Below are 22,665 nucleotides of genomic sequence, written 5' to 3' on the forward strand. Positions count from 1 at the left end.
TGTTGTCAGTATTTTTACTTGATTTGTTTGCTTAATAAGAAAATCGACGCCTTTTTCTGATTAAATAATAAGCACTCAATGTCATTAACAGAATAAAAACTATATCAAATCTAGCAGGTGCATTAGGATTGTAAACACAACCACCGCCACTGCTATTACTACCACCATTACCAACAACAGGCGTTGCTATTGAAATAGTGCTTTCAACCACGCCATTAGCATGATTGTCATCCGCATCATTTTCACCGCCATCTTTAAGGGTTAGTTTAAGGCAAGTTGCGCCGGTGATTAATCCAGTTTGCCAAGTGCCATCGGTGCAGGTATTACTTGTGTTGGTTTTGGATTGTATGCTGTTATTATTATCAACCACAAAATTACGCCAACCAGTCGCTAGTGAGTATTGACGCAATACTGCATTTGCAGGGATTGGGGTGGCGAGTTGAATGATTACTTGGGTGGAGTCACCAGTGGCGCTTAGGCCTTCGATTATATAGTCGTAGATATCGCCAGTGGCTAAGGTGTCTTTAGTGTAGTCGGATAGGTGGTTGGCTACTCTGTATTGTTTTAGTTGATCAAGGGTTAGCTGTCCAGAATCTTCGCCCATGATGCCGGGTAATATTCTAGTACTTCCTGGACTGGTGATTTTTTTGTTTGTGCCTGCGGGTAACTCGTTGTTGCTATTTCCTGATTCTTTGCTGTCGGAAATGCCGTTGCCGTTTGTGTCTGTTCGTCCATTGGGATAGGTGTCAACTAATTTAAGCTTCAATACTCTTTCTGATGAAAAATCGCCAGCCGTTACTTTTAGTGTGATTGTCCGGGTGCCGATGTTGGCACTTTGGGGATTGAAAACAAAAGTCTTGCTGGTGCTTATGTTAGAAAAATCGGCACTACTCCAAGTATAAGTTCCTGTGCCTGCTGAGGCACTGACAGTAACTTCTCCACCATCTTTGCTGATTAAAGGACCTTTGTTTTCACCTTGAGTTACACTAAATTGGGCGATCACTGGGGCGGCGATGTAAGTGGCAGTGATGGTAATGGTAAAGGGTTGTGGGATGGAGTCGTGAGTGCCGTCTTTAGCGGTGATGTTAATGTTGATCGTGTTTCCGAGGGCAGTGGTGATGGATTTATTGGTTCTGAGTTCATTGCCGTTGACGATTTTGAAGTTGGTGGTGTCGTTGACGGTAAAGGTAAGAGGGGTATTGGTATCTACATCACTGGCACTAAGGGTGCCGACTAAGGTATTGGCGGGTTGGTCTTTGATCAAGTTTACATTACTAAGTAGAATGTTAGTTGGGGCAGTGTCGTCTATGTCGCTAACTGTGAAATTAAAGATTTTGTCGAATGTGTGATTGTTGCCATCGGTTACGGTAATGGTGGCGCTAAGACTGGTGGCGTTCTCGTAGTCTAGGGTGGCGTTGAGTTTGAGTTTGCCATTGTCAATGGTAAATTTGGTGTTGCTACTGGTGTAAGTAAAAGTGTCGTTGGCATCGGCATCGGTGGTGGAGAGTGTGCCTAATTCAGCGCCAGTGCTTGTGTTTTCAGCAATGGTGCGGTCGCCTGTGAGAGTGATGGCGGTGGGGGTTTCGTCGTTGAGGTCATTAAGGGTAACGGTGATGGTTTGGATGGTGTTTTTATCGTTGCCATCTCCGGTGGTGGCTTTGACTTTGACGGTGTAGGATTTTGTGGCGCTTTCGTAGTTGGTGGTGGTGCCGTTAAAGGTTAGGGTGTTGTTGGTGCCACTGAGGCTGAATAAGCCACTGGTGTTTTCTGTAATGCTGAAAGTGGCAGCAGTATCGCTGGCGGTGAGGGTGTGCTCGAGATTGTTGCCTTCGTTGGTAGCGAGGTTGTTGGTGGAGGTGATAGTAAGTGTCCCGCAATCTTCCCAGCAAAATTTAAGGGTTCTTTGAAGCATTGAAGGGCTTTCTGTGTTATTGATACTTGCGCCACTAAATAAAGATGGGGGGATGTTACCACTTTTATAAGGAGTTTGTAAGGTAAATTTCTTGCCATCTTGGTCTTTTATTATTGCAATGGTATAAGAACTAAGTGTTAAATCCCAAGTTTTGTACATGTTGACAGTGCCCTCAAGAAAATCTATTTTGTAAGGTAAGTTAGCACTAGTGCCAACACCAGATTCATTAACAAAGGTACGTGAATCAATTTGATTATTGTTTTCATCAAAGAAACGGTTATTTTTACTCACAAAAAATGCATAATCATCAAGTGTAACTCGTATAGTTTTTTGCATATCGCTAAGAATATAGGTTGTATCCTTAGTGGCCTGGGTGAAGTCAAGGGCTAGTGTTTGCGCTGATAAAGTCAATAGACAAAACGAGGCAATAATAAAGCGATTGAACATATTCATAATGAAACTCCTAGCTGATAATTAATGGTTATTTTTAAGTAGTAACGAATGAGCGTGGTGGTGAAGCATTGATTGACAATCTCTAATTCGCTACTAAAGTTGTTGTATTTTTTGTTACCCACCGAGATTACTTTTGTTGCTTGAAAAGATAAAAATGCTTTAATGATAAGAGACAAATGTTTGATTTTTTTTGGTGTAAGCGTTGCTAGTTTTTCGGTGTATGGGAAGATTTTGCGGTATAGCGGAGCGATAAAAGGAAGTGTGGAAGAAATGGTTTTAAATATAGAATATTTTTTCTCAACGATTGTAATAAAGGCGATAAAAGCCAAAAAACCTCGGTTGACGAGGCAAGTAATTAGGGTAGAGAAATAAGAGACCGGTTGGCTTGAATTAAGCCTAGGTGTCGCTAAATTGCGGTGCGATGCTGTCGTAATGTAATGCAATGTATTCATAAGTGACTAAATTATTCCATACAAATGAATAATTGTGTGGGTTTTATTGTTGAATTGAATCTTTGTTGTTCGTTGTGTGAGAATGAAGGCTTGTTTGTGTGGGTTTTGCGCTTCGTTCCCAAGTTCTTCCTGGGAATGTGTAGTTGGTTTTGAAGATAAAAATATGACAAAAAGATTGGGCAGGGTATTTGAATAAAGATAAAAATGTTGTTAATTGTTGGCGCATGTATTTCCAAGCAGGACTTGGGAATGAAGGTGGAAATAACACCCTTTTCTTGGTCGTCTTATTTAAGAACACCTCCAGAAACTCTAATACAATGAGACCTTTGCATAAATATGAATAATCATCAAGAATCCTCGTTTTACCCACTTGGTAATTTTTTAAACCCAGCCTTAGCCCTGCTAGGACAAGGTTTAATAAAATTACCAAGTGGGCAAAAATTGAATTTCGCTAATCATCCATATTTATGCAAAGGTCTCACTGTATTATTCATTTTATTCTTGAAAATTCTACAACCCATCTCTTTACTTTATCCTCAAGCTGTTTTAGGTAGGGATGGGTTTGTAACCCATCCTCTTGCTTCTCTCATACTCTGCGTGAGAGTGAAAAAAAATTATTACAATAAATCAGACACAAAAAAAAGCCCCATTTTCACGGGACTTTTGTTGTCAGTATTTTACTTGACTTGTTTGCTTAATGAGGAAATCGGCGTCTTCTTCTAATTAAATAATAAGCACTTAATGTCATTAACAGAATAAAAACTGTATCAAATCTAGCAGGTGCATTGGGATTGTAAACGCAACCACCGCCACTGCTACTACTATCACCATTATCATCACTATCATCATTGCCACCGACAACAACAGGCGTTGCTATTGAAATAGTGCTTTCAACCACACCATTAGCTTGATTGCCATCAGCATCGTTTTCACCACCATCTTTAAGGGTTAGTTTAAGACAGGTTGCGCCGGTGATTAATCCAGTTTGCCAAGTGCCATCGGTGCAGATATTACTTGTGTTGGTTTTGGATTGTATGCTGTTATTATTATCAACCACAAAATTACGCCAACCAGTCGCTAGTGAGTATTGACGCAATACTGCATTTGCAGGGATTGGGGTGGCGAGTTGAATGATTACTTGGGTGGAGTTACCAGTGGCACTTAGGCCTTCGATTATATAGTCGTAGATATCGCCAGTGGCTAAGGTGTCTTTGGTGTAGTCGGATAGGTGGTTGGCTACTCTGTATTGTTTTAGTTGATCGAGGGTTAGTTGCCCAGAATCTTCACCTATGATGCCGGGTAATATTCTGGTGTTTTCTGGACTGGTGATTTTTTTGTTTGTGCCTGCGGGTAATTCATTGTCGCTATTTCCTGATTCTTTGCTGTCGGAAATGCCATTGCCGTTTGTGTCTGTTCGTCCATTGGGGTAGGTGTCAACTAATTTAAGTTTTAATACTCTTTCTGATGAAAAATCGCCAGCTGTTACTTTTAATGTGATTGTCCGGGTGCCAATGTTGGCACTTTGGGGATTGAAAACAAAAGTCTTGCTGGTGCTTGTGTTGGAAAAATCGTTACTACTCCAAGTGTAAGATCCTGTGCCTGCTGAGGCGCTGACGGTAACTTCTCCACCGTCTTTGCTGATTAAAGGACCTTTGTTTTCACCTTGGGTTACGGTGAATTTGTCGATTACTGGGGCGGCGATGTAAATGGTAGTAATGGTAATGGTAAAGGGTTGTGGAGCGGAGTCGTTAGTATTGTCGCTGGCGGTGATGTTAATATTGATCGTGTTTCCGAGGGCGGTGGTGATGGATTTATTGGTTCTAAGTTCATTGCCGTTGACGATTTTGAAGTTGGTGGTGTCGTTGACGGCAAAGGTAAGGGGAGTGTTGGTATCTACATCACTGGCACTGAGGGTGCCGACTAAGGTATTGGCGGGCTGGTCTTTGACTAAGTTTACATTACTAAGTAGGATGTTAGTTGGGGCGGTGTCGTCTATGTCGCTAACTGTGAAGTTAAAGGTTTTGTCGAATGTGTGACTGTTGCCGTCGGTTACGGTAATGGTGGTGCTAAGACTGGTGGCGTTCTCGTAGTCTAGGGTGGTGTTGAGTTTGAGTTTGTTGTTGTCAATGGTAAATTTGGTGTTGCTACTGGTGTAGGTAAAAGTGTCGTTGGCATCGGCATCGGTGGTGGAGAGTGTGCCTAATTCAGCGCCAGTGCTTGTGTTTTCAGCAATGGTGCGGTCGCCTGTGAGAGTGATGGCGGTGGGGGTTTCGTCGTTGAGGTCATTAAGGGTAACGGTGATGGTTTGTTCGGTATTTTTATCGTCGCCATCTCCTGTGCTGGCTTTGACTTTGACGGTGTAGGATTTTGTGGCGCTTTCGTAGTCGGTGTTGGTGCCGTTGAAGGTTAGGGTGCTGTTGTTGGTGCCACTGAGGCTGAATAAGCGGCTGGTGTCTTCGGTGATGCTGAAGGTGGCATCGGCGTCGCTGGCAGTGAGGGTGTGGGTGGGGCTGCTGCCTTCGTTAGCGTTGAGGGTGTTGTTGGAGGTGATGGTGAGGTTGTTATTAATAGCAAGAATAAGATTTTGACTGTAGTAGTTGATTAATTTAGCCGCTGCATTTACCAAGTACTCGAAGTCCAAGTTTAAAATTACTGAAGTTTTGCCACTAGCGTCGGCTAACTTAAAGCCGTCACCCCCAAGTGTAATTTTTATCTGTTGACTGTAATTATTAACAGGATTTACGAGTTCTGCAGGAGAAGTAATAGTGAGATTATGAGCGCCTAAATAGTATGTAGTACCAGAATAGAGCTCTACATGTGCTTCTTTACGCGAAACAAGCTCAACAGGCTGATCGATGGTAGCAAGAATCGTTTTGTTACCTATTCTCTTAACATCTATAACTGTTGGTCTGACGGCAAATACCTGTGAGGTAAATAAAACCAATAAAGTGGTAACAATAAAGCGATTAAATGTATTCATAATAAAACTCCTAGGCTGGTAATTAACGGTTATTCTTCTGTGTTGTTTCTAAGTAATGGTGAATGTAAAGTGGCATAGGTTTACAACTGTTAAATTATGCCATAAACCGAACATCTGTATAATCTTTTACATAGAAGACACCTCCAAAACCCAATACAATTTATGAAAAGTATAAAGCAGCACTTTTTTCATCTAAAAATTCATCAAATAGCGGGTTACTCTCCTCATTTTTGGCTAAAAAATGCACTATTTAAGCCCCCTGCATTAAACTAAAAAACCCAACAAAAAATCACAAATCAACCCTCAAAACCTTATGCAAATATTAGAATTTATGATAAAATACTATAATTATCAGACACTTACAAAAAAATTCGAGTTAAAACCACTCAAGAACAAACCTTTGCTGATAGTTTTATCAATATACCAAATTTAGAACCAAACTAATCAAACAAAATCTATTTGATAGACTTTTGAGTAGCATCAATCTTATGCTTGAGAACAATCAACTCAAACTCTCTAATGGCAAATGCAACCTTAATTCAAAGTGCTAGACGCACTAAGAAGATTATTACAACACACAAAACTGGTGGGGCTTATAAGATTGATAGCAACCCAATTCAATATTCAGATGATAAAGATGCAAGATGGACATTTAAGGCGGGAAAATACACTTATGGATATTCATCAGTAGTAACAACTGATGCCAATGGATTAATTAACAAAGCCACTACGCACCCTGCTAATGATAGTGAAATGACTCATTTTGAAGAAAATGTTAAACAGGCAGGCAATCAAAAAGGCGTAAGCGTTTTATACGACAAAGGAGCAGCCTCTCAAGCTAATAGTGAAGCACTTAAAGCACAAAAGTTAAGAGATGGTATTATGCGCAAAAAACCCAAAGGCAAGCAAATGAGTCATTGGAATAAATTACGCAATAAAGCAATCAGCAAAAGAAGGTTTGTGGTTGAACGCACCTTTGGTACACTCAAACGCACTTATGGTTTGGCAAGAAGTCGTTATATTGGTTTAGAGAAAGTTGCCAGCGAAGTTAATCTTAAAGCTATTGCTTATAATCTAGTTAGAGCGGCGAATGTTTATATTAACAAGGGATTAAATACAACCTAGGGATTATTGTGTCTTTTTTGTGGAAACAGTACAAAAAAGAGTAAAAAATGAGCGATTTATAGTTGATATTGATGATTTTTTTAATGAAAGCTGGGTTTTATATGTTTTTTGACTTTGAAAAGTCAAAAATTGAGGGTTTTGGGTTTTGATGGTTGGTTTTAGGGTGCTATGCAGGGGTCTTATTCAGGGTACCTCCAAAAACCCCAGTGCGATTTAAGGAAGTTAGAAAAAGGTGCTGTTTTATACTTTTCATCAATTGTATTGGGTTTTTTGGAGGTGTCCTTTATGTAAGCCCTTTATTCTCATGCTGTTTTAGATAAAGCCGGATTTGTAACCCGCCCTATTTTCACAGGGATTTTTTGTCAGTATTTTTACTTGATTTATTTGTTTAATAAGAAAATCGGCGTCTTCTTCTGATTAAATAATAAACACTCAATGTCATTAATAAAATAAAACCTATATCAAATCTGGCAGATGCATTAGGGTTGTAAACACAACCACCACTGCCACTACTATTGTTACTACTGCTACCATCATTAACAATAGGTTTTGCTATTGAAATAGTACTTGCAACCACACCATTAACATCACCCGTGTTGTCGGTTTGTTGACCATCGGTATCGTTTTCACCGCCGTCTTTGATGGTTAGTTTAAGGCAAGTTGCACCTGTGATTAACCCAGTTTGCCAGTTATCATCGGTGCAGGTTGTGCTGATTTTGGATTTAATTGTATTGTCATTATTATTCACAAAAGCAGACCAGCCATTGACTAACGAATATTTGCGCAACTCTGCATCTTTAGGGGTTGCCGTGGTGAGTTCGATAATCACTTCAGAAGTGCCTGTGGTGCTTAAGCCTTCAACGACATAGTCATAAATAGCACCAGTCGTTAGTGTGTCTTTGGTTTTGTCAGGTAGATTACTGGTTGTTACATATTCTTTCATTTGATCAAGGGTTAAAAATGTGGAATTTTTGCCTAGAGCAAGCGTACCTAATAATATTCTAGTGTTTCTCTTACTGGTGATGGCTTTACCTTTGTTTTCGCCTTCGCCTGCTTGGATTTTATTGCCAGCATTGTTAATGTCTTTTTCATCGGGGATGCCATCACCATCGCTATCACCCTTAACATCTTTACTCTTTTCAATTAATTTGAGTAGTAAGGTTCTTTCTGATGTGTGCTCTCCAGTTGTGGCTTTTAATTTAATGGTTATAGTGCCGAATGTGGTTATCGTTCCGGGGTCAAAGGTCAGCGTTGCGTTGCTTACACCATTATTAATATTGGTGCCATTAATATCAGTGCTACTCCACTCGTAAGTCTGTGTGTCTACTAAGGTATGAATCTTAACCTCTCCACCATCTTTGCTAATTATCCGACCTTCTTTTTCACCTTGAGTAATGATGAATTGATTGATGACTGGAGCAATGTTAAGGTTAATGGTGGTTTTGGTGATTGTAAAGTTTTGTTGTGCAGAGGTAAGGGTGCCGTCGCTGGCAGTAATGGTGATGGTGATTGGAAAGGTAATGTTACTGGCTGCTGTTTTGAGTTTTAGCTTATTGCCAATAATTTCAAAATTGTCGTTGGTACCGATAATATTATAGATTAAGTTACTTGTTGTGTCTGTGTCGGTGGCAGACAAGGTGCCTATGATCGTATCAGCAAGGGCGTTAGAGGTAATGGTGGATTTGCTAAGGACAATGTTGGTGGGGGCGGTGTCGTCAATATCGGTGATAATAATGGTGATTTGGGCGGTTTTGTCTATGGCGTTGGTGCTGGTTATTTTGACTGTTAGGATATGACTTGATTTGTCTTCGTGGTTTAGGGTGTTTTTTGCGACTTGGATTTGTCCTGTGTTGTTAATTTTAAAGAAGCCGTCGTCGTTGCCAGCCGTAATTTCAAAGGTTGAAATTGTGCCTATGGTTGTTAAAGGGGTACCGATGTTGGTGTCAATGGCTGAATTTTCGTTGACAGATCGGGATTGATTGGCAAGGGTAATTTCAACTATTTTTTCGAGGGTAAGCGTCAGGGTTTGGGTGGCATCGGTTTCGCCTGTTTTTCTGGCGGTGATTTCAACTTCATAGGTGTTCTCGGCTCCGTCTTCAAAGTCGGTGGCAGTGAAGGTGAGTTGGGTGCCGTCAAGGGTGAATTTAGCTTTGTCTGCACCATCTGTGATGGCAAAAGTTACATCGTCTCTGTTGGCAGCAAGTGTAATGATTTTGTCGGCTTTTTCAATGGTGGTGATAGTGGCTGGTGAGGTGATGGCAAAATTTGCATTGACGCTAAAGTTGAAATTTACAGGGGCGGAAGTGTTGACGCCATCGAAGGCGGTGATGGTGATGTTATAACTGGATTTGGTGCTGTAGGCAACGGTGTGTGCGATTTTTAATTGGTTGCCGCTAATGGTAAAACTGGTGGCGTCGGTGCTACCGAGGGTGTAAGTCAATGTGCCAACGGTATCTGCATCGGTGGCAGAGAGGGTGGCGATGGTGGTGCCAGCTGTGGTGCCGTCGGCGATGACGATGTTACTGAGTTGAATATTAGAAGGGGTAATATCGTTGGTATCGGTGATGGTGAAGGTGAAATCTGTGTTAAATGTGTGGTTGTTAGCATCGGTTACGGTGATGGTGGTGGTGAGGTTAATGGTGTTTTCATAGTCTAGGGTAGCGTTGAGTTTGAGTTTGTTGTTGTCAAAGGTAAAGGCGGCGTTACTGCTGGTGTAGGTAAAGGTGTCGCCTGTGTCGGCATCAGTGGCAGAGAAGGTGCCTAATTCGGCGCCAATAGCAGTGTTTTCGGCGATGGAAAGGTCGCCTGTGAAGGTGATGGCAGTGGGGGTTTCGTCGTTGATGTCGGTTAAGGTGATTATTAGGGTTTGGGTGGCATCGGTTTCGCCTGTCTTTCTGGCAGTAATTACAACTTCATAGGTGTTGTCGTTGGTTCTGGCTTCAAAGTCGGTGGCAGCGAAGGTGAGTGTTGTGCCACTAAGGGTGAATTTGGCTTTGTCTGCACCATTTGTGATGGCAAAAGCCACATTGTCTCTGTTGGCAGTAAGTGTAATGACTTTGTTGGTGTTTTCAACTACGGTGGCAGTGGCTGGTGAGGTGATGGTAAGTGTTTGAACGACATTTAAGGTAAACCCTCGACTGAAAGTGGCACCTGTATCAGCAACTTGAATAACAATATGATATTGCGATTGAGTGGCAAAATTAACTGCTGCTTTAACGCTTAATTTACCGTCTGTACTTAGGGTGAATTTGCCGTTGTCAGCATTATTGACACCATTGAGGTTGTCAAAAGAATATCTATGTGTACCAACCGTGTCTGAATCTACAGCAGAAAAATAAGCAACTTGCATGCTAGCAGGGATATTATCGGCAATATTAGTGGTATTGATAAGGATATTTGTGGGAGCGACATCATCCACATCTTTAATCTCAAGTGTAAAGTCTTTGGTGAATTCATGGCCATTGCCATCGTTGACTTTAATGCTAAAAGAGAGTGTTTTATTGGTATTGACTTCGTAGTCAACAGTTGCTTGTAGTTCTAATTTTGTGCCATCGTTTGAAATCTTTAAAGTATTGTTTTCATTGTTGGTCAGTGTGTAGGTAAAGGTGTTATTGGTATCAGCATCAGTGGTTGTTAATGTGGCAACTGTACCAGAGGAGGAGCCGTCTAATAATTTTCTTTTGTCGTCTTCAATGGTGCCTACATTGTTATCAATATTACCTGTTAGAAGAATGTCAGTGGGAGTATTGTCATTGATATCAACTAGGTTGATGGCGATGGTTTGTTCGGTGTTTTTGTAGTCTTCGTTACCTGTGGTGGCTTTGACTTTGACGCTGTAGGATTTGGTGGCGCTTTCAAAGTCGGTGGTGGTGCCGTTGAAGGCTAGGGTTGCGTTGTTGGTGCCGCTGAGGCTGAATAGGTTACTGGTGTTTTCAATAATGCTGAAAGTGGCGTTTTCATTGGCAGTAAGGGTGTGAGTGGTGTTTTCACCTTCATTTATATTTAGTGTGTTGCTAGAGGTAATGGTAAGTCTAGGTTTTACGGTTAAAGTAAATTCCCCAAGTAAATCACGCTTCAAAGGATCGCTTGCGTTGCCATCAGCAACACGGATGTAAACTTTGTAGGAACTTTTGGTAGCAAGGTTGACTGTCTCGGTAATGCTTAACTTGCCATCAGTGGTGATTGAAAATTTATTGTTGTCAGTCGTGTTGTCATCTACAAGCCCATAATAAAATTGTGTGTTAGTGTCAGCATCGGTGGCAGAGGTGGTGGCAATTTGGGTGTTGGCAGGTGTGCCATCGATAATGGTTAAGGGGTTGAGTTGGAGGTTTTTAGGGGTATTGTCATTTACATCGGTAACTACTACAGTTACTGTTTTTGTGTATTCATGGCCTGCGCCGTCTGTTACTTTGACATCAACACTTAGGGTTTTAATGACTTCATAATCAACTGACTTGATAATCCTTAGTTTGGTGTTGTTAATAATTTTGAAAAAATTACCAGTATTGTTTTCTAAGGAAAAAGTAAAGGTGTTTGTGGTGTCAACATCTATTGCACCGAGGTTGGCGACTAGAAATAAACGGCTGGAAATACTACTGGTTTCCTCATAACGCCCCTCAGGTATCGTTAAAGTGCTGTTGCTGAGGGTAATGTCAGTAGGGGTGCTGTCGTTTACATCAGTTAGGGTAACTTCGATGGTTTTAGTGGTGTCGGCTTTACCTGATTTAGTGGCTTTAATGTGGATAGTATAAATTTTTGATGAAGTGGTGTCATAATCTGCACCGTTGGCATTTTTGAATTTTAATACGCTATTTTCAATTTTAAAAAGGTTGTTGTTGTCGGCGGTGCCGTCTAGCGAAAAGGTTGCGCCATCTTTATTAGCAGAGAGGGTGGCAATAGTTTGAACTCCTTCAGGGGTTGTTAGGTTGTTTGTGGTGATGGTGAGAGGGAGATAATCGGTAAGGGAGATTGTTTGTTTTAAATTTTTTAAAACAATTTCATTGTTGTTATTAGCCACATAGGTGCCCAAATTAATATCCACAGAGTCTAGATTATCAGCATCTAGAGTGGCAAGTATAGCAGTTTCTTCCCATGTCCATTGGGTAGCAAATCGACCAATGGGGCTAATTGGCGTTAGAGTTCTTGACGGACTATTACTTGAAGGCGACCCAAGATAATAAGTTGCACCTTTATTGATACTGTAAGATACCCTTGGATTATCTATTGATTCTGTGACTGATTCCCATCCTTGGACAGGCTGATCAAAAGTTATTTGAAAAGTTTTAACATCTATTCTTTTAAGTTCCGTTATAACTGGATCGGAAGCAAAGGCTTGAGAAGTGAAAAAAACCAACAAAGTGGTGATAATAAAGCGATTGAATGTATTCATAAAAAACTCCTAGGTCGGTAATTAACAGTTATTTTCTGTGTTGTTTCTAAGTAATAGCGAATGAGTGCCCCGTCATAAGCGCCAAAAATATAAATTTTTTTCAATGATTGTAATAAAGGTAATGGAAACAAAAAAACCTCGGTTAACGAGGCAAGTAGTTAGGGTGGAGAAATAAGAAGTCATTTGGCTTGAATCAAGCCCAAATATTGCTAAATTTGCGGTGCGGTGCAGTGCTATTATAACAATGTAGTGTGTTCATAAGTCAGGAATTATTCCATAAAATTGGGACTTGTGGGGCTTTTTTTATTGTTAGTGCGGTGTATTTTTTGGCGAGGTGAATGGGATTTGTGAAATGGGGCGAGGAAGGGTTGCAAATTCTTCTCCACTTGTGATAATTAGTTCTGTGTGAAATTTTGAGCAAAACTATTATTCTTGTTTATATTCAGGGTACTTCCAAAAACCCCAGTGCGATTTAAGGAAGTTAGAAAAAGGTGCTGTTTTATATTTTTCATCAATTGTATTGGGGTTTTTGGAGGTGTTCTTTATGTAAGCCCTTTATTCTCATGCTGTTTTAGATAAAGACGGATTTGTAACCCACCCTATTTTCACAGAGATTTTTTGTCAGTATTTTTACTTGATTTATTTACTTAATGAGAAAATCGGCGCCTTCTTCTGATTAAATAATAAACACTCAATGTCATTAACAGAATAAAAACTGTATCAAATCTAGCAGGTGCATTGGGATGGTAAACGCAACCGCCACTGCTGCCACTGCTATTACTACTACCGACAACAACAGGCGTTGTTATTGAAATGGTACTTTCAATCACGCCGTTGGCTTGGTTGTCGCTATCATTTTCTCCACCATCTTTAAGGGTTAGTTTCAGGCAGGTTGCGCCTGTGACTAATCCAGTTTGCCAAGTGCCATCGGTGCAGATATTACTTGTGTTGGTTTTGGATTGTATGCTGTTATTGTTATCAACCACAAAATTACGCCAACCAGTCGCTAGTGAGTATTGACGCAATACTGCATTTGCAGGGATTGGGGTGGCGAGTTGAATGATTACTTGGGTGGAGGCACCAGTGGCGCTTAGGCCTTCGATTATATAGTCGTAGATATCGCCAGTGGCTAAGGTGTCTTTAGTGTAGTCGGATAGGTGGTTGGCTACTCTGTATTGTTTTAGTTGATCAAGGGTTAGTTGCCCAGAATCTTCGCCCATGATACCAGGTAATATTCTAGTACTTCCTGGACTGGTGATTTTTTTGTTTGTGCCTGCGGGTAATTCATTGTCGCTATTTCCTGATTCTTTGCTGTCGGAAATGCCGTTGCCGTTTGTGTCTGTTCGTCCATTGGGATAGGTGTCAACTAATTTAAGTTTTAATACTCTTTCTGATGAAAAATCGCCAGCCGTTACTTTTAATGTGATTGTTCGGGTGCCGATGTTGGTACTTTGGGGATTGAAAACAAAAGTCTTGCTGGCGCTTGTGTTAGAAAAATCGTTACTACTCCAAGTGTAAGTTCCTGTGCCTGCTGAGGCGCTGACGGTAACTTCTCCACCGTCTTTGCTGATTAAGGGACCTTTGTTTTCACCTTGGGTTACACTAAATTGGGCGATCACTGGGGCAGCGATGTAAGTGGTAGTAATGGCAATGGTAAAGGGTTGTGGAGCGGAGTCGTTAGTATTGTCACTGGCGGTGATGTTAATGTTGATCGTGTTTCCGAGGGCAGTGGTGGATCTGTTGGTTCTGAGTTCATTGCCGTTGACGATTTTGAAGTTGGTGGTGTCGTTGACGGTAAAGGTAAGGGGAGTGTTGGTATCTACATCACTGGCACTGAGGGTGCCGACTAAGGTATTGGCGGGTTGGCCTTTGATCAAGTTTACATTACTAAGTAGAATGTTAGTTGGGACAGTGTCGTCTATGTCGCCAACTGTGAAATTAAAGATTTTGTCAAATGTGTGATTGTTGCCATCGGTTACGGTAATGGTAGTGCTAAGACTGGTGGCGTTCTCGTAGTCTAGGGTGGTGTTGAGTTTGAGTTTGTTGTTGTCAATGGTAAATTTGGTGTTGCTACTGGTGTAGGTAAAAGTGTCGTTGGCATCGGCATCGGTGGTGGAGAGTGTGCCTAATTCAGTGCCAGTTCTTGTGTTTTCAGCGATGGTGCGGTTGCCTGTGAGGGTGATGGCGGTAGGGAGTTCGTCGTTGAGGTCAACTAGGTTGACGGTGATGGTTTGTTCGGTATTTTTATCGTCGCCATCTCCTGTGGTGGCTTTGATTTTGACGGTGTAGGATTTTGTGGCGCTTTCGTAATTGGTGGTAGTGCCGTTGAAGGTTAGGGTGTTGTTGTTGGTGCCGCTAAGGCTGAAGAAGCCACTGGTGTTTTCTGTAATGCTGAAAGTGGCGGTGGTGTCGTTGGCGACGAGGATGTGGATGGTACTTGCTGCTTTTTCATTGGCGGGGAATGTGTTGGTGGAGGTGATGGTGAGGGTGGCTGGAACTGGGCAAGACTCCCAGCAGAGGTTAATGGTTCTTTGGGGCATTGAAGGGCTTTCTGTGTCATTGATACTTGCGCCAATAAACGCAGAGGGAATGGGTTGGTCACTCTCATAATAAGTTTGCATGGTGAATCTTTTACCTCCTTGGTCTTTTATTATTGCAATGGTTGCGGGTTCAAGTGTTAAATCCCAGGTTTTGTAAAAGGGAAGAGTGTAGTCAATGCTTCCTAATTTCAAATGTGTAGTAATACTGGTGCCAACACCAGATCTACTGACAAAGCCATGAAGAGCAATTTGATTATTGTTTTCATCAAAGAAACGGTTATCTCGATCCACAGCAAGTGCATAATCATCAAGTGTAACTCGTATAGTTTTTTGCGTATCGCTAAGAATGTAGGTTGTGTTCTTAGTGACTTGAGTGAAGTCAAGGGCTAGCGTTTGTGCTGATAAAGTCAATAGACAAAATAAGGTAATAATAAAGCGATTGAACATATTCATAATGAAACTCCTAGCTGGTAATTAATGGTTATTTTCTGTGTTGTTTCTAAGTAATAGTGAATGAGAGTGCCCTGTCATAAGCGCCAAAAATATAAATTTTTTTCAATGATTGTAATAAAGATAATGGAAACAAAAAACCTCGGTTAACGAGGCAAGTAGTTAGGGTGGAGAAATAAAAAGTCATTTGGCTTGAATCAAGCCCAAATATTGCTAAATTTGCGGTGCGGTACGATGCAGTGCTATTATAACAATGTAGTGTGTTCATAAGTCAGGAATTATTCCATAAAATTGGGACTTGTGGGGCTTTTTTATTGTTAGTGCGGTGTATTTTTTGGCGAGGTGAATGGGATTTGTGAAATGGGGCGAGGAAGGGTTGCAAATTCTTCTCCACTTGTGATAATTAGTTCTGTGTGAAATTTTGAGTAAAACTATTATTCTTGTTTACATTCAGGGTACCTCCAAAAACCCCAGTGCGATTTAAGGAAGTTAGAAAAAGGTGCTGTTTTATACTTTTCATCAATTGTATTGGGTTTTTTGGAGGTGTTCTTTATGTAAGCCCTTTATTCCCATGCTGTTTTAGATAAAGACGGATTTGTAACCCGCCCTATTTTCACAGGGATTTTTTGTCAGTATTTTTACTTGATTTATTTACTTAATAAGAAAATCGGCGTCTTCTTCTGATTAAATAATAAACACTCAATGTCATTAATAAAATAAAACCTATATCAAATCTGGCAGATGCATTAGGGTTGTAAACACAACCACCACCACTATTGTTACTACTGCCACCATCATTAACAACGGGCGTTGCAATTGAAATAGTACTTGCAACCACACCATTAACATCACCCGTGTTGTCGGTTTGTTGACCATCGGTATCGTTTTCACCGCCGTCTTTGATGGTTAGTTTAAGGCAAGTTGCACCTGTGATTAACCCAGTTTGCCAGTTATCATCGGTGCAGGTTGTGCTGATTTTGGATTTAATTGTATTGTCATTATTATTCACAAAAGCAGACCAGCCATTGACTAACGAATATTTGCGCAACTCTGCATCTTTAGGGGTTGCCGTGGTGAGTTCGATAATCACTTCAGAAGTGCCTGTGGTGCTTAAGCCTTCAACGACATAGTCATAAATAGCACCAGTCGTTAGTGTGTCTTTGGTTTTGTCAGGTAGATTACTGGTTGTTACATATTCTTTCATTTGATCAAGGGTTAAAAATGTGGAATTTTTGCCTAGAGCAAGCGTACCTAATAATATTCTAGTGTTTCTCTTACTGGTGATGGCTTTACCTTTGTTTTCGCCTTCGCCTGCTTGGATTTTATTGCCAGCATTGTTAATGTCTTTTTCATCGGGGATGCCATCACCATCGCTATCACCCTTAACATCTTTACTCTTTTCAATTAATTTGAGCAGTAAGGTTCTTTCTGATGTGTGCTCTCCAGTTGTGGCTTTTAATTTAATGGTTATAGTGCCGAATGTGGTTATCGTTCCGGGGTCAAAGGTCAGCGTTGCGCTTGCACCATTATTAATATTAATATCAGCGCTACTCCACTCGTAAGTCTGTGTGTCTACTAAGGCATGAATTTTAACCTCTCCACCATCTTTGCTAATTATCCGACCTTCTTTTTCACCTTGAGTAATGATGAATTGATTGATGACTGGAGCAATGTTAAGGTTAATGGTGGTTTTGGTGATTGTAAAGTTTTGTTGTGCAGAGGTAAGGGTGCCGTCGCTGGCAGTAATGGTGATGGTGATTGGAAAGGTAATGTTACTGGCTGCTGTTTTGAGTTTTAGCTTATTGCCAATAATTTCAAAATTGTCGTTGGTACCGATAATATTATAGATTAAGTTACTTGTTGTGTCTGTGTCGGTGGCAGACAAGGTGCCTATGATCGTATCAGCAAGGGCGTTAGAGGTAATGGTGGATTTGCTAAGGACAATGTTGGTGGGGGCGGTGTCGTCAATATCGGTGATAATAATGGTGATTTGGGCGGTTTTGTCTATGGCGTTGGTGCTGGTTATTTTGACTGTTAGGATATGACTTGATTTGTCTTCGTGGTTTAGGGTGTTTTTTGCGACTTGGATTTGTCCTGTGTTGTTAATTTTAAAGAAGCCGTCGTCGTTGCCAGCCGTAATTTCAAAGGTTGAAATTGTGCCTATGGTTGTTAAAGGGGTACCGATGTTGGTGTCAATGGCTGAATTTTCGTTGACAGATCGGGATTGATTGGCAAGGGTAATTTCAACTATTTTTTCGAGGGTAAGCGTCAGGGTTTGGGTGGCATCGGTTTCGCCTGTTTTTCTGGCGGTGATTTCAACTTCATAGGTGTTCTCGGCTCCGTCTTCAAAGTCGGTGGCAGTGAAGGTGAGTTGGGTGCCGTCAAGGGTGAATTTAGCTTTGTCTGCACCATCTGTGATGGCAAAAGTTACATCGTCTCTGTTGGCAGCAAGTGTAATGATTTTGTCGGCTTTTTCAATGGTGGTGATAGTGGCTGGTGAGGTGATGGCAAAATTTGCATTGACGCTAAAGTTGAAATTTACAGGGGCGGAAGTGTTGACGCCATCGAAGGCGGTGATGGTGATGTTATAACTGGATTTGGTGCTGTAGGCAACGGTGTGTGCGATTTTTAATTGGTTGCCGCTAATGGTAAAACTGGTGGCGTCGGTGCTACCGAGGGTGTAAGTCAATGTGCCAACGGTATCTGCATCGGTGGCAGAGAGGGTGGCGATGGTGGTGCCAGCTGTGGTGCCGTCGGCGATGACGATGTTACTGAGTTGAATATTAGAAGGGGTAATATCGTTGGTATCGGTGATGGTGAAGGTGAAATCTGTGTTAAATGTGTGGTTGTTAGCATCGGTTACGGTGATGGTGGTGGTGAGGTTAATGGTGTTTTCATAGTCTAGGGTAGCGTTGAGTTTGAGTTTGTTGTTGTCAAAGGTAAAGGCGGCGTTACTGCTGGTGTAGGTAAAGGTGTCGCCTGTGTCGGCATCAGTGGCAGAGAAGGTGCCTAATTCGGCGCCAATAGCAGTGTTTTCGGCGATGGAAAGGTCGCCTGTGAAGGTGATGGCAGTGGGGGTTTCGTCGTTGATGTCGGTTAAGGTGATTATTAGGGTTTGGGTGGCATCGGTTTCGTCTGTCTTTCTGGCAGTGATTACAACTTCATAGGTGTTGTCGTTGGTTCTGGCTTCAAAGTCGGTGGCAGCGAAGGTGAGTGTTGTGCCGCTAAGGGTGAATTTGGCTTTGTCTGCACCGCCTGTGATGGTGAAAGTTGCGTCATTTCTGTTGGCAGTAAGTGTGATGACTTTGCTACTGTTTTCGGCTACGGTGGCAGCGGCTGATGAGGTGATGGCAAAATTTGCATTGACGCTAAAACTAAAGTTCATCGGGGCGGAAGTGTTGACGCCATCGAAGGCGGTGATGGTGATGTTATAACTGGATTTGGTGCTGTAGGCAACGGTGTGTGCGATTTTTAATTGGTTGCCGCTAATGGTAAAACTGGTGGCATCGGTGCTACCGAGGGTGTAAGTCAATGTGCCAACGGTATCTGCATCGGTGGCAGAGAGGGTGGCGATGGTGGTGCCAGCTGTGGTGCCGTCGGCGATGACGGTGTTACTGAGTTGAATATTAGAAGGGGTAATATCGTTGGTATCGGTGATGGTGAAGGTGAAATCTGTGTTAAATGTGTGGTTGTTAGCATCGGTTACGGTGATGGTGGTGGTGAGGCTGGTGGTGGTTTCATAGTTTAGGGTAGCGTTGAGTTTGAGCTTGTTGTTGTCAAAGGTAAAGGCGGCGTTACTGCTGGTGTAGGTAAAGGTGTCGCCTGTGTCGGCATCAGTGGCAGAGAAGGTGCCTAATTCGGCGCCAATAGCAGTATTTTCGGCGATGGAAAGGTCGCCTGTGAAGGTGATGGCAGTGGGGGATTCGTCGTTGATGTCGGTCAAGGTGATTATTAGGGTTTGGGTGGCATCGGTTTCGCCTGCCTTTCTGGCAGTGATTACAACTTCATAGGTGTTGTCGTTGGTTCTGGCTTCAAAGTCGGTGGCAGCGAAGGTAAGTGTTGTGCCGCTAAGGGTGAATTTGGCTTTGTCTGTGCCATCTGTGATGGCGAAAGTTGTGCCACTTTTGTTGGCAATTAGGGTGATGGCTTTGGCGGTATTTTCAATGGCGGTGGCAGTGGCTAATGAGGTGATGGCAAGGTTTTCATAGACAGCAAGGGTGAAATTCATTGGGGCGGAGGCGTTGACACCATCAGAGGCAATAATGCTGATGTTGTAACTGGATTTATTGGCAAAGACAACGGCGTATGCAGTTTTTAATTGGTTGCCGCTAATGGTAAAACTGGTGGCGTCGGTGCCACCGAGGGTGTAAGCTATGGTTTCGCCTGTGGTGTCTGCGTCAGTGGCAGTGAGGGTGGCAATGACGATACCAGCTGTGGTGTTGTCGGCAATGGTGGTGGTGCTGAGTTGGATGTTAGAGGGGGTGATGTCGTTGGTATCGGTGATGGTGAAGGTGAAATCTTTGTTAAATGTGTGGCTGTTACCATCGGTTACGGTGATGGTGGTGGCAAGGCTGGTGGTGGTTTCATAGTCTAGGGTAGCGTTGAGTTTGAGTTTGTTGTTGTCAAAGGTAAAGGCGGCGGTGTTGCTGCTGGTATAGGTAAAGGTGTCGCCTGTGTCGGCATCAGTGGTAGAGAAGGTGCCTAATTCGGCGCCAGTAGCAGTATTTTCAGCAATGGAAAGGTTGCCTGTGAAGGTGATGGCAGTGGGGGTTTCGTCGTTGAGGTCGGTCAAAGTGATTATTAGGGTTTGGGTGGCATCGGTTTCACCTGTCTTTCTGGCGGTGATTACAACTTCATAGGTGTTGTCGTTGGCTCTGGCTTCAAAATCGGTGGCAACGAAGGTGAGTTGGGTGCCGTCAAGGGTGAATTTGGCTTTATCTGCACCATCTGTGATGGCGAAAGTTACATTGTCTCTGTTGGCAGTAAGTGTAATGACTTTGCTACTGTTTTCGGCTACGGTGGCAGTGGCTGGTGAGGTGATGGTAAGTGTTTGAACGACATTTAAGGTGAACCCTAGGGTGAAATCACCAACTGCATCAGCAACTTTAATGGCAATATGATATTGTGATTGGGTGCTAAAATTAACGGTTTCTTTAACGCTTAATTTACCGTCTGTACTCAGGGTGAATTTGTTGTTGTCAGCATTATCAGTCCTACTGAGGTTGTTAAAGGAATATCTATGTGTACCAACCGTGTCTGAATCTACAGCAGAAAAATAAGCAACTTGCATGCTAGCAGGGATATTATCGGCAATATTAGTGGTATTGATAAGGATATTTGTGGGAGCGACATCATCCACATCTTTAATCTCAAGTGTAAAGTCTTTGGTGAATTCATGGCCATTGCCATCGTTGACTTTAATGCTAAAAGAGAGTGTTTTATCGGTATTGGTTTCGTAGTCAACAGTTGCTTGTAGTTCTAATTTTGTGCCATCGTTTGAAATCTTTAAAGTGTTGTTTTGATTGTTGGTCAGTGTGTAGGTGAAGGTGTTATTGGTATCGGCATCAGTGGTTGTTAATGTGGCAACTGTACCAGAGGAGGATCCGTCTAATAATTTTCTTTTGTCGTCTTCAATGGTGCCTACATTGTTATCAATATTACCTGTTAGAAGAATGTCAGTGGGAGTATTGTCATTGATATCAACTAGGTTGACAGTGATGGTTTGTTCGGTGTTTTTGTAGTCTTCGTTACCTGTGGTGGCTTTGACTTTGACGCTGTAGGATTTGGTGCTACTCTCAAAGTCGGTGGTGGTGCCATTAAAAGTTAGGATTGTGTTGTTGGCGCCGCTAAGGCTGAATAGGTTGCTGGCGTTTTCAATAATGCTGAAAGTGGCATTTTCGTTGGCAGTAAGGGTGTGGGTGGTGTTTTCGCCTTCATTTATATTTAGTGTGTTGCTAGAGGCAATGGTAAGTCTGGGTTTTACGGTTAAAATAAATTCCCCAAGTAAATCACGCTTCAAAGGATCGCTTGCGTTACCATCAGCAACACGGATGTAAACTTTGTAGGAACTTTTGGTAGCAAGGTTGACTGTCTCGGTAATGCTTAACTTGCCATCAATGGTGAGTGCAAACTTGTTGTTGTCATTCTCACCAATTACAAATTCATAATAAAATTGTGTGTTAGCATCGGCATCGGTGGCAGAGACGGTGGCAATTTGAGTGTTGGCAGGTGTACCATCGATAATGATTAAGGTGCTGAGCTGGAGATTTTTAGGGGTATTGTCATTTACATCGGTAACTACTACAGTTACTGTTTTTGTGTATTCATGGCCTGCGCCGTCTGTTACTTTAACATCAACGCTTAAGGTTTTGTTGGTCTCATAATCAGCTGTTTTGATAATCCTTAATTTGGTGCCGTCAACAATTTTGAAAAAATTACCAGTGTTGTTTTCCAAGGAAAAAGTAAAAGTGTTTGTGGTGTCAACATCTATTGCACCGAGGTTGGCGACTAAAAATAAATAGTTGGGATCATTGTCAAAATAATTTACACCTTCAACTATTGTTAAAGTGCTGTTACTGAGGGTGATGTCGGTAGGAGGGTTATCATTTGTGTCGGTTAGGGTGATAGTGATGGTTTTAGTGGCATCGGTTTCTCCATTTTTGCTGGCTTTGAGGTGAATGGTGTAAACTTTTGATGAGGTGGTATCATAATCTGCACCGTTGGCATTTTTGAATTTTAATACGCTATTTTCAATTTTAAAAAGGTTGTTGTTGTTGGCGGTGCCGTCTAGCGAAAAGGTTGCGCCATCTCTATTAGCAGCGAGGGTGGTAACAGTTTGAACTTCTTCAGGGGTTGTTAGGTTGGTTGTGGTGATGGTGAGAGAGAGGTAATCGGTAAGGGAGATTGTTTGCGCTGAGCCATTCATGCCTTCATAGCCGCTATTCACCATATAAAAACTCATGTCAACATTCACAGAGTTTATATTGGCAACATCCATAGCGGCTAATGCAGGGGCTTCCTCCCATGTCCATTGAATAGCAAATCGGCCATTGGGGTTAATTGGTGTCATAACTCGCAATGCATAACTGCTTTGTGAAACACCAGGCGCTCCAAGATAATAAGTTGTACCTCTGTATAGTCTGTAATTTATCTCTGGTTCAGCTGCGCTCGCATTAAAACTATCCCATCCTTGAACCGGCTGATCAAAAGTTATTCGAAAAGTTTTAACATCTATTCTTTTAAGTTCCGTTATGACTGGATTGGAAGCAAAGGCTTGAGAAGTGAAAAAAACTAACAAAGTGGCGATAATAAAGCGATTGAATGTATTCATAAAAAACTCCTAGGTTGGTAATTAACAGTTATTT

The 22,665-nt window shown here is 42.0% G+C and carries 8 protein-coding genes; 2 read left to right on the forward strand and 6 right to left on the reverse strand.

The features are described from left to right. Nucleotides 1–31: 31 nt before the first annotated feature. Together MS2017_RS02680 and MS2017_RS02685 are read right to left on the reverse strand one after the other, a co-directional pair. Nucleotides 32–2,365 (reverse strand): cadherin repeat domain-containing protein, encoded by a 2,334-nt coding sequence (locus MS2017_RS02680; RefSeq protein ID WP_122951167.1) that lies wholly within the window; start codon nt 2,363–2,365, stop codon nt 32–34. Further along, nucleotides 2,362–2,817: a hypothetical protein gene (locus tag MS2017_RS02685; protein ID WP_122951168.1), complete on the reverse strand. Its 456-nt coding sequence runs from the start codon at nt 2,815–2,817 to the stop codon at nt 2,362–2,364. The genes MS2017_RS02680 and MS2017_RS02685 overlap by 4 nt, the downstream gene beginning before the upstream one ends. 336 nt (nt 2,818–3,153) lie before the next feature. Between MS2017_RS02685 and MS2017_RS11105 the strand changes: the two genes are divergently transcribed. Beyond that, a complete protein-coding gene (locus MS2017_RS11105; protein WP_164707583.1) occupies nt 3,154–3,540 on the forward strand; it encodes a hypothetical protein in 387 nt (128 codons plus the stop codon). Here the strand turns inward: MS2017_RS11105 and MS2017_RS02690 are convergent. Continuing rightward, nucleotides 3,512–5,797, reverse strand: coding sequence for a cadherin repeat domain-containing protein (locus MS2017_RS02690; protein WP_122951169.1), 2,286 nt, complete (start codon nt 5,795–5,797; stop codon nt 3,512–3,514). The two genes, MS2017_RS11105 and MS2017_RS02690, sit on opposite strands and share 29 nt — an antisense overlap. 519 nt (nt 5,798–6,316) lie before the next feature. On the opposite strand from MS2017_RS02690, the gene MS2017_RS02695 reads away from it, so the two are divergent. Then, nucleotides 6,317–6,922, forward strand: a complete 606-nt coding sequence (locus MS2017_RS02695) for a transposase (RefSeq protein ID WP_122951170.1) — start codon at nt 6,317–6,319, stop codon at nt 6,920–6,922. A gap of 388 nt (nt 6,923–7,310) precedes the next feature. On the opposite strand, the gene MS2017_RS02700 is transcribed toward MS2017_RS02695, so the two are convergent. The 3 genes from MS2017_RS02700 to MS2017_RS02715 all read right to left on the reverse strand — a co-directional run bounded on the left by MS2017_RS02700 (nt 7,311) and on the right by MS2017_RS02715 (nt 22,631). Further along, nucleotides 7,311–12,311, reverse strand: coding sequence for a beta strand repeat-containing protein (locus MS2017_RS02700; RefSeq protein ID WP_122951171.1), 5,001 nt, complete (start codon nt 12,309–12,311; stop codon nt 7,311–7,313). A gap of 647 nt (nt 12,312–12,958) precedes the next feature. After that, the gene (locus tag MS2017_RS02705) at nt 12,959–15,304 is read right to left on the reverse strand and encodes a cadherin repeat domain-containing protein (RefSeq protein ID WP_122951172.1); all 2,346 of its coding nucleotides are present in this window, start codon (nt 15,302–15,304) and stop codon (nt 12,959–12,961) included. 652 nt (nt 15,305–15,956) lie between these two features. Then, nucleotides 15,957–22,631, reverse strand: a complete 6,675-nt coding sequence (locus tag MS2017_RS02715; RefSeq protein WP_122951174.1) for a beta strand repeat-containing protein — start codon at nt 22,629–22,631, stop codon at nt 15,957–15,959. Nucleotides 22,632–22,665: the final 34 nt, after the last annotated feature.

This window comes from Bathymodiolus thermophilus thioautotrophic gill symbiont (genome assembly GCF_003711265.1).
In the GTDB taxonomy this organism is placed as follows: domain Bacteria; phylum Pseudomonadota; class Gammaproteobacteria; order PS1; family Pseudothioglobaceae; genus Thiodubiliella.

What these genes read in the sequence shown, in the direction of transcription:
- MS2017_RS02680 (WP_122951167.1), bottom strand. Translation starts at nt 2,365, where the DNA reads ATGAATATGTTCAATCGCTTTATTATTGCCTCGTTTTGTCTATTGACT.
- MS2017_RS02685 (WP_122951168.1), bottom strand. Translation starts at nt 2,817, where the DNA reads ATGAATACATTGCATTACATTACGACAGCATCGCACCGCAATTTAGCG.
- MS2017_RS11105 (WP_164707583.1), top strand. Translation starts at nt 3,154, where the DNA reads ATGAATAATCATCAAGAATCCTCGTTTTACCCACTTGGTAATTTTTTA.
- MS2017_RS02690 (WP_122951169.1), bottom strand. Translation starts at nt 5,797, where the DNA reads ATGAATACATTTAATCGCTTTATTGTTACCACTTTATTGGTTTTATTT.
- MS2017_RS02695 (WP_122951170.1), top strand. Translation starts at nt 6,317, where the DNA reads ATGGCAAATGCAACCTTAATTCAAAGTGCTAGACGCACTAAGAAGATT.
- MS2017_RS02700 (WP_122951171.1), bottom strand. Translation starts at nt 12,311, where the DNA reads ATGAATACATTCAATCGCTTTATTATCACCACTTTGTTGGTTTTTTTC.
- MS2017_RS02705 (WP_122951172.1), bottom strand. Translation starts at nt 15,304, where the DNA reads ATGAATATGTTCAATCGCTTTATTATTACCTTATTTTGTCTATTGACT.
- MS2017_RS02715 (WP_122951174.1), bottom strand. Translation starts at nt 22,631, where the DNA reads ATGAATACATTCAATCGCTTTATTATCGCCACTTTGTTAGTTTTTTTC.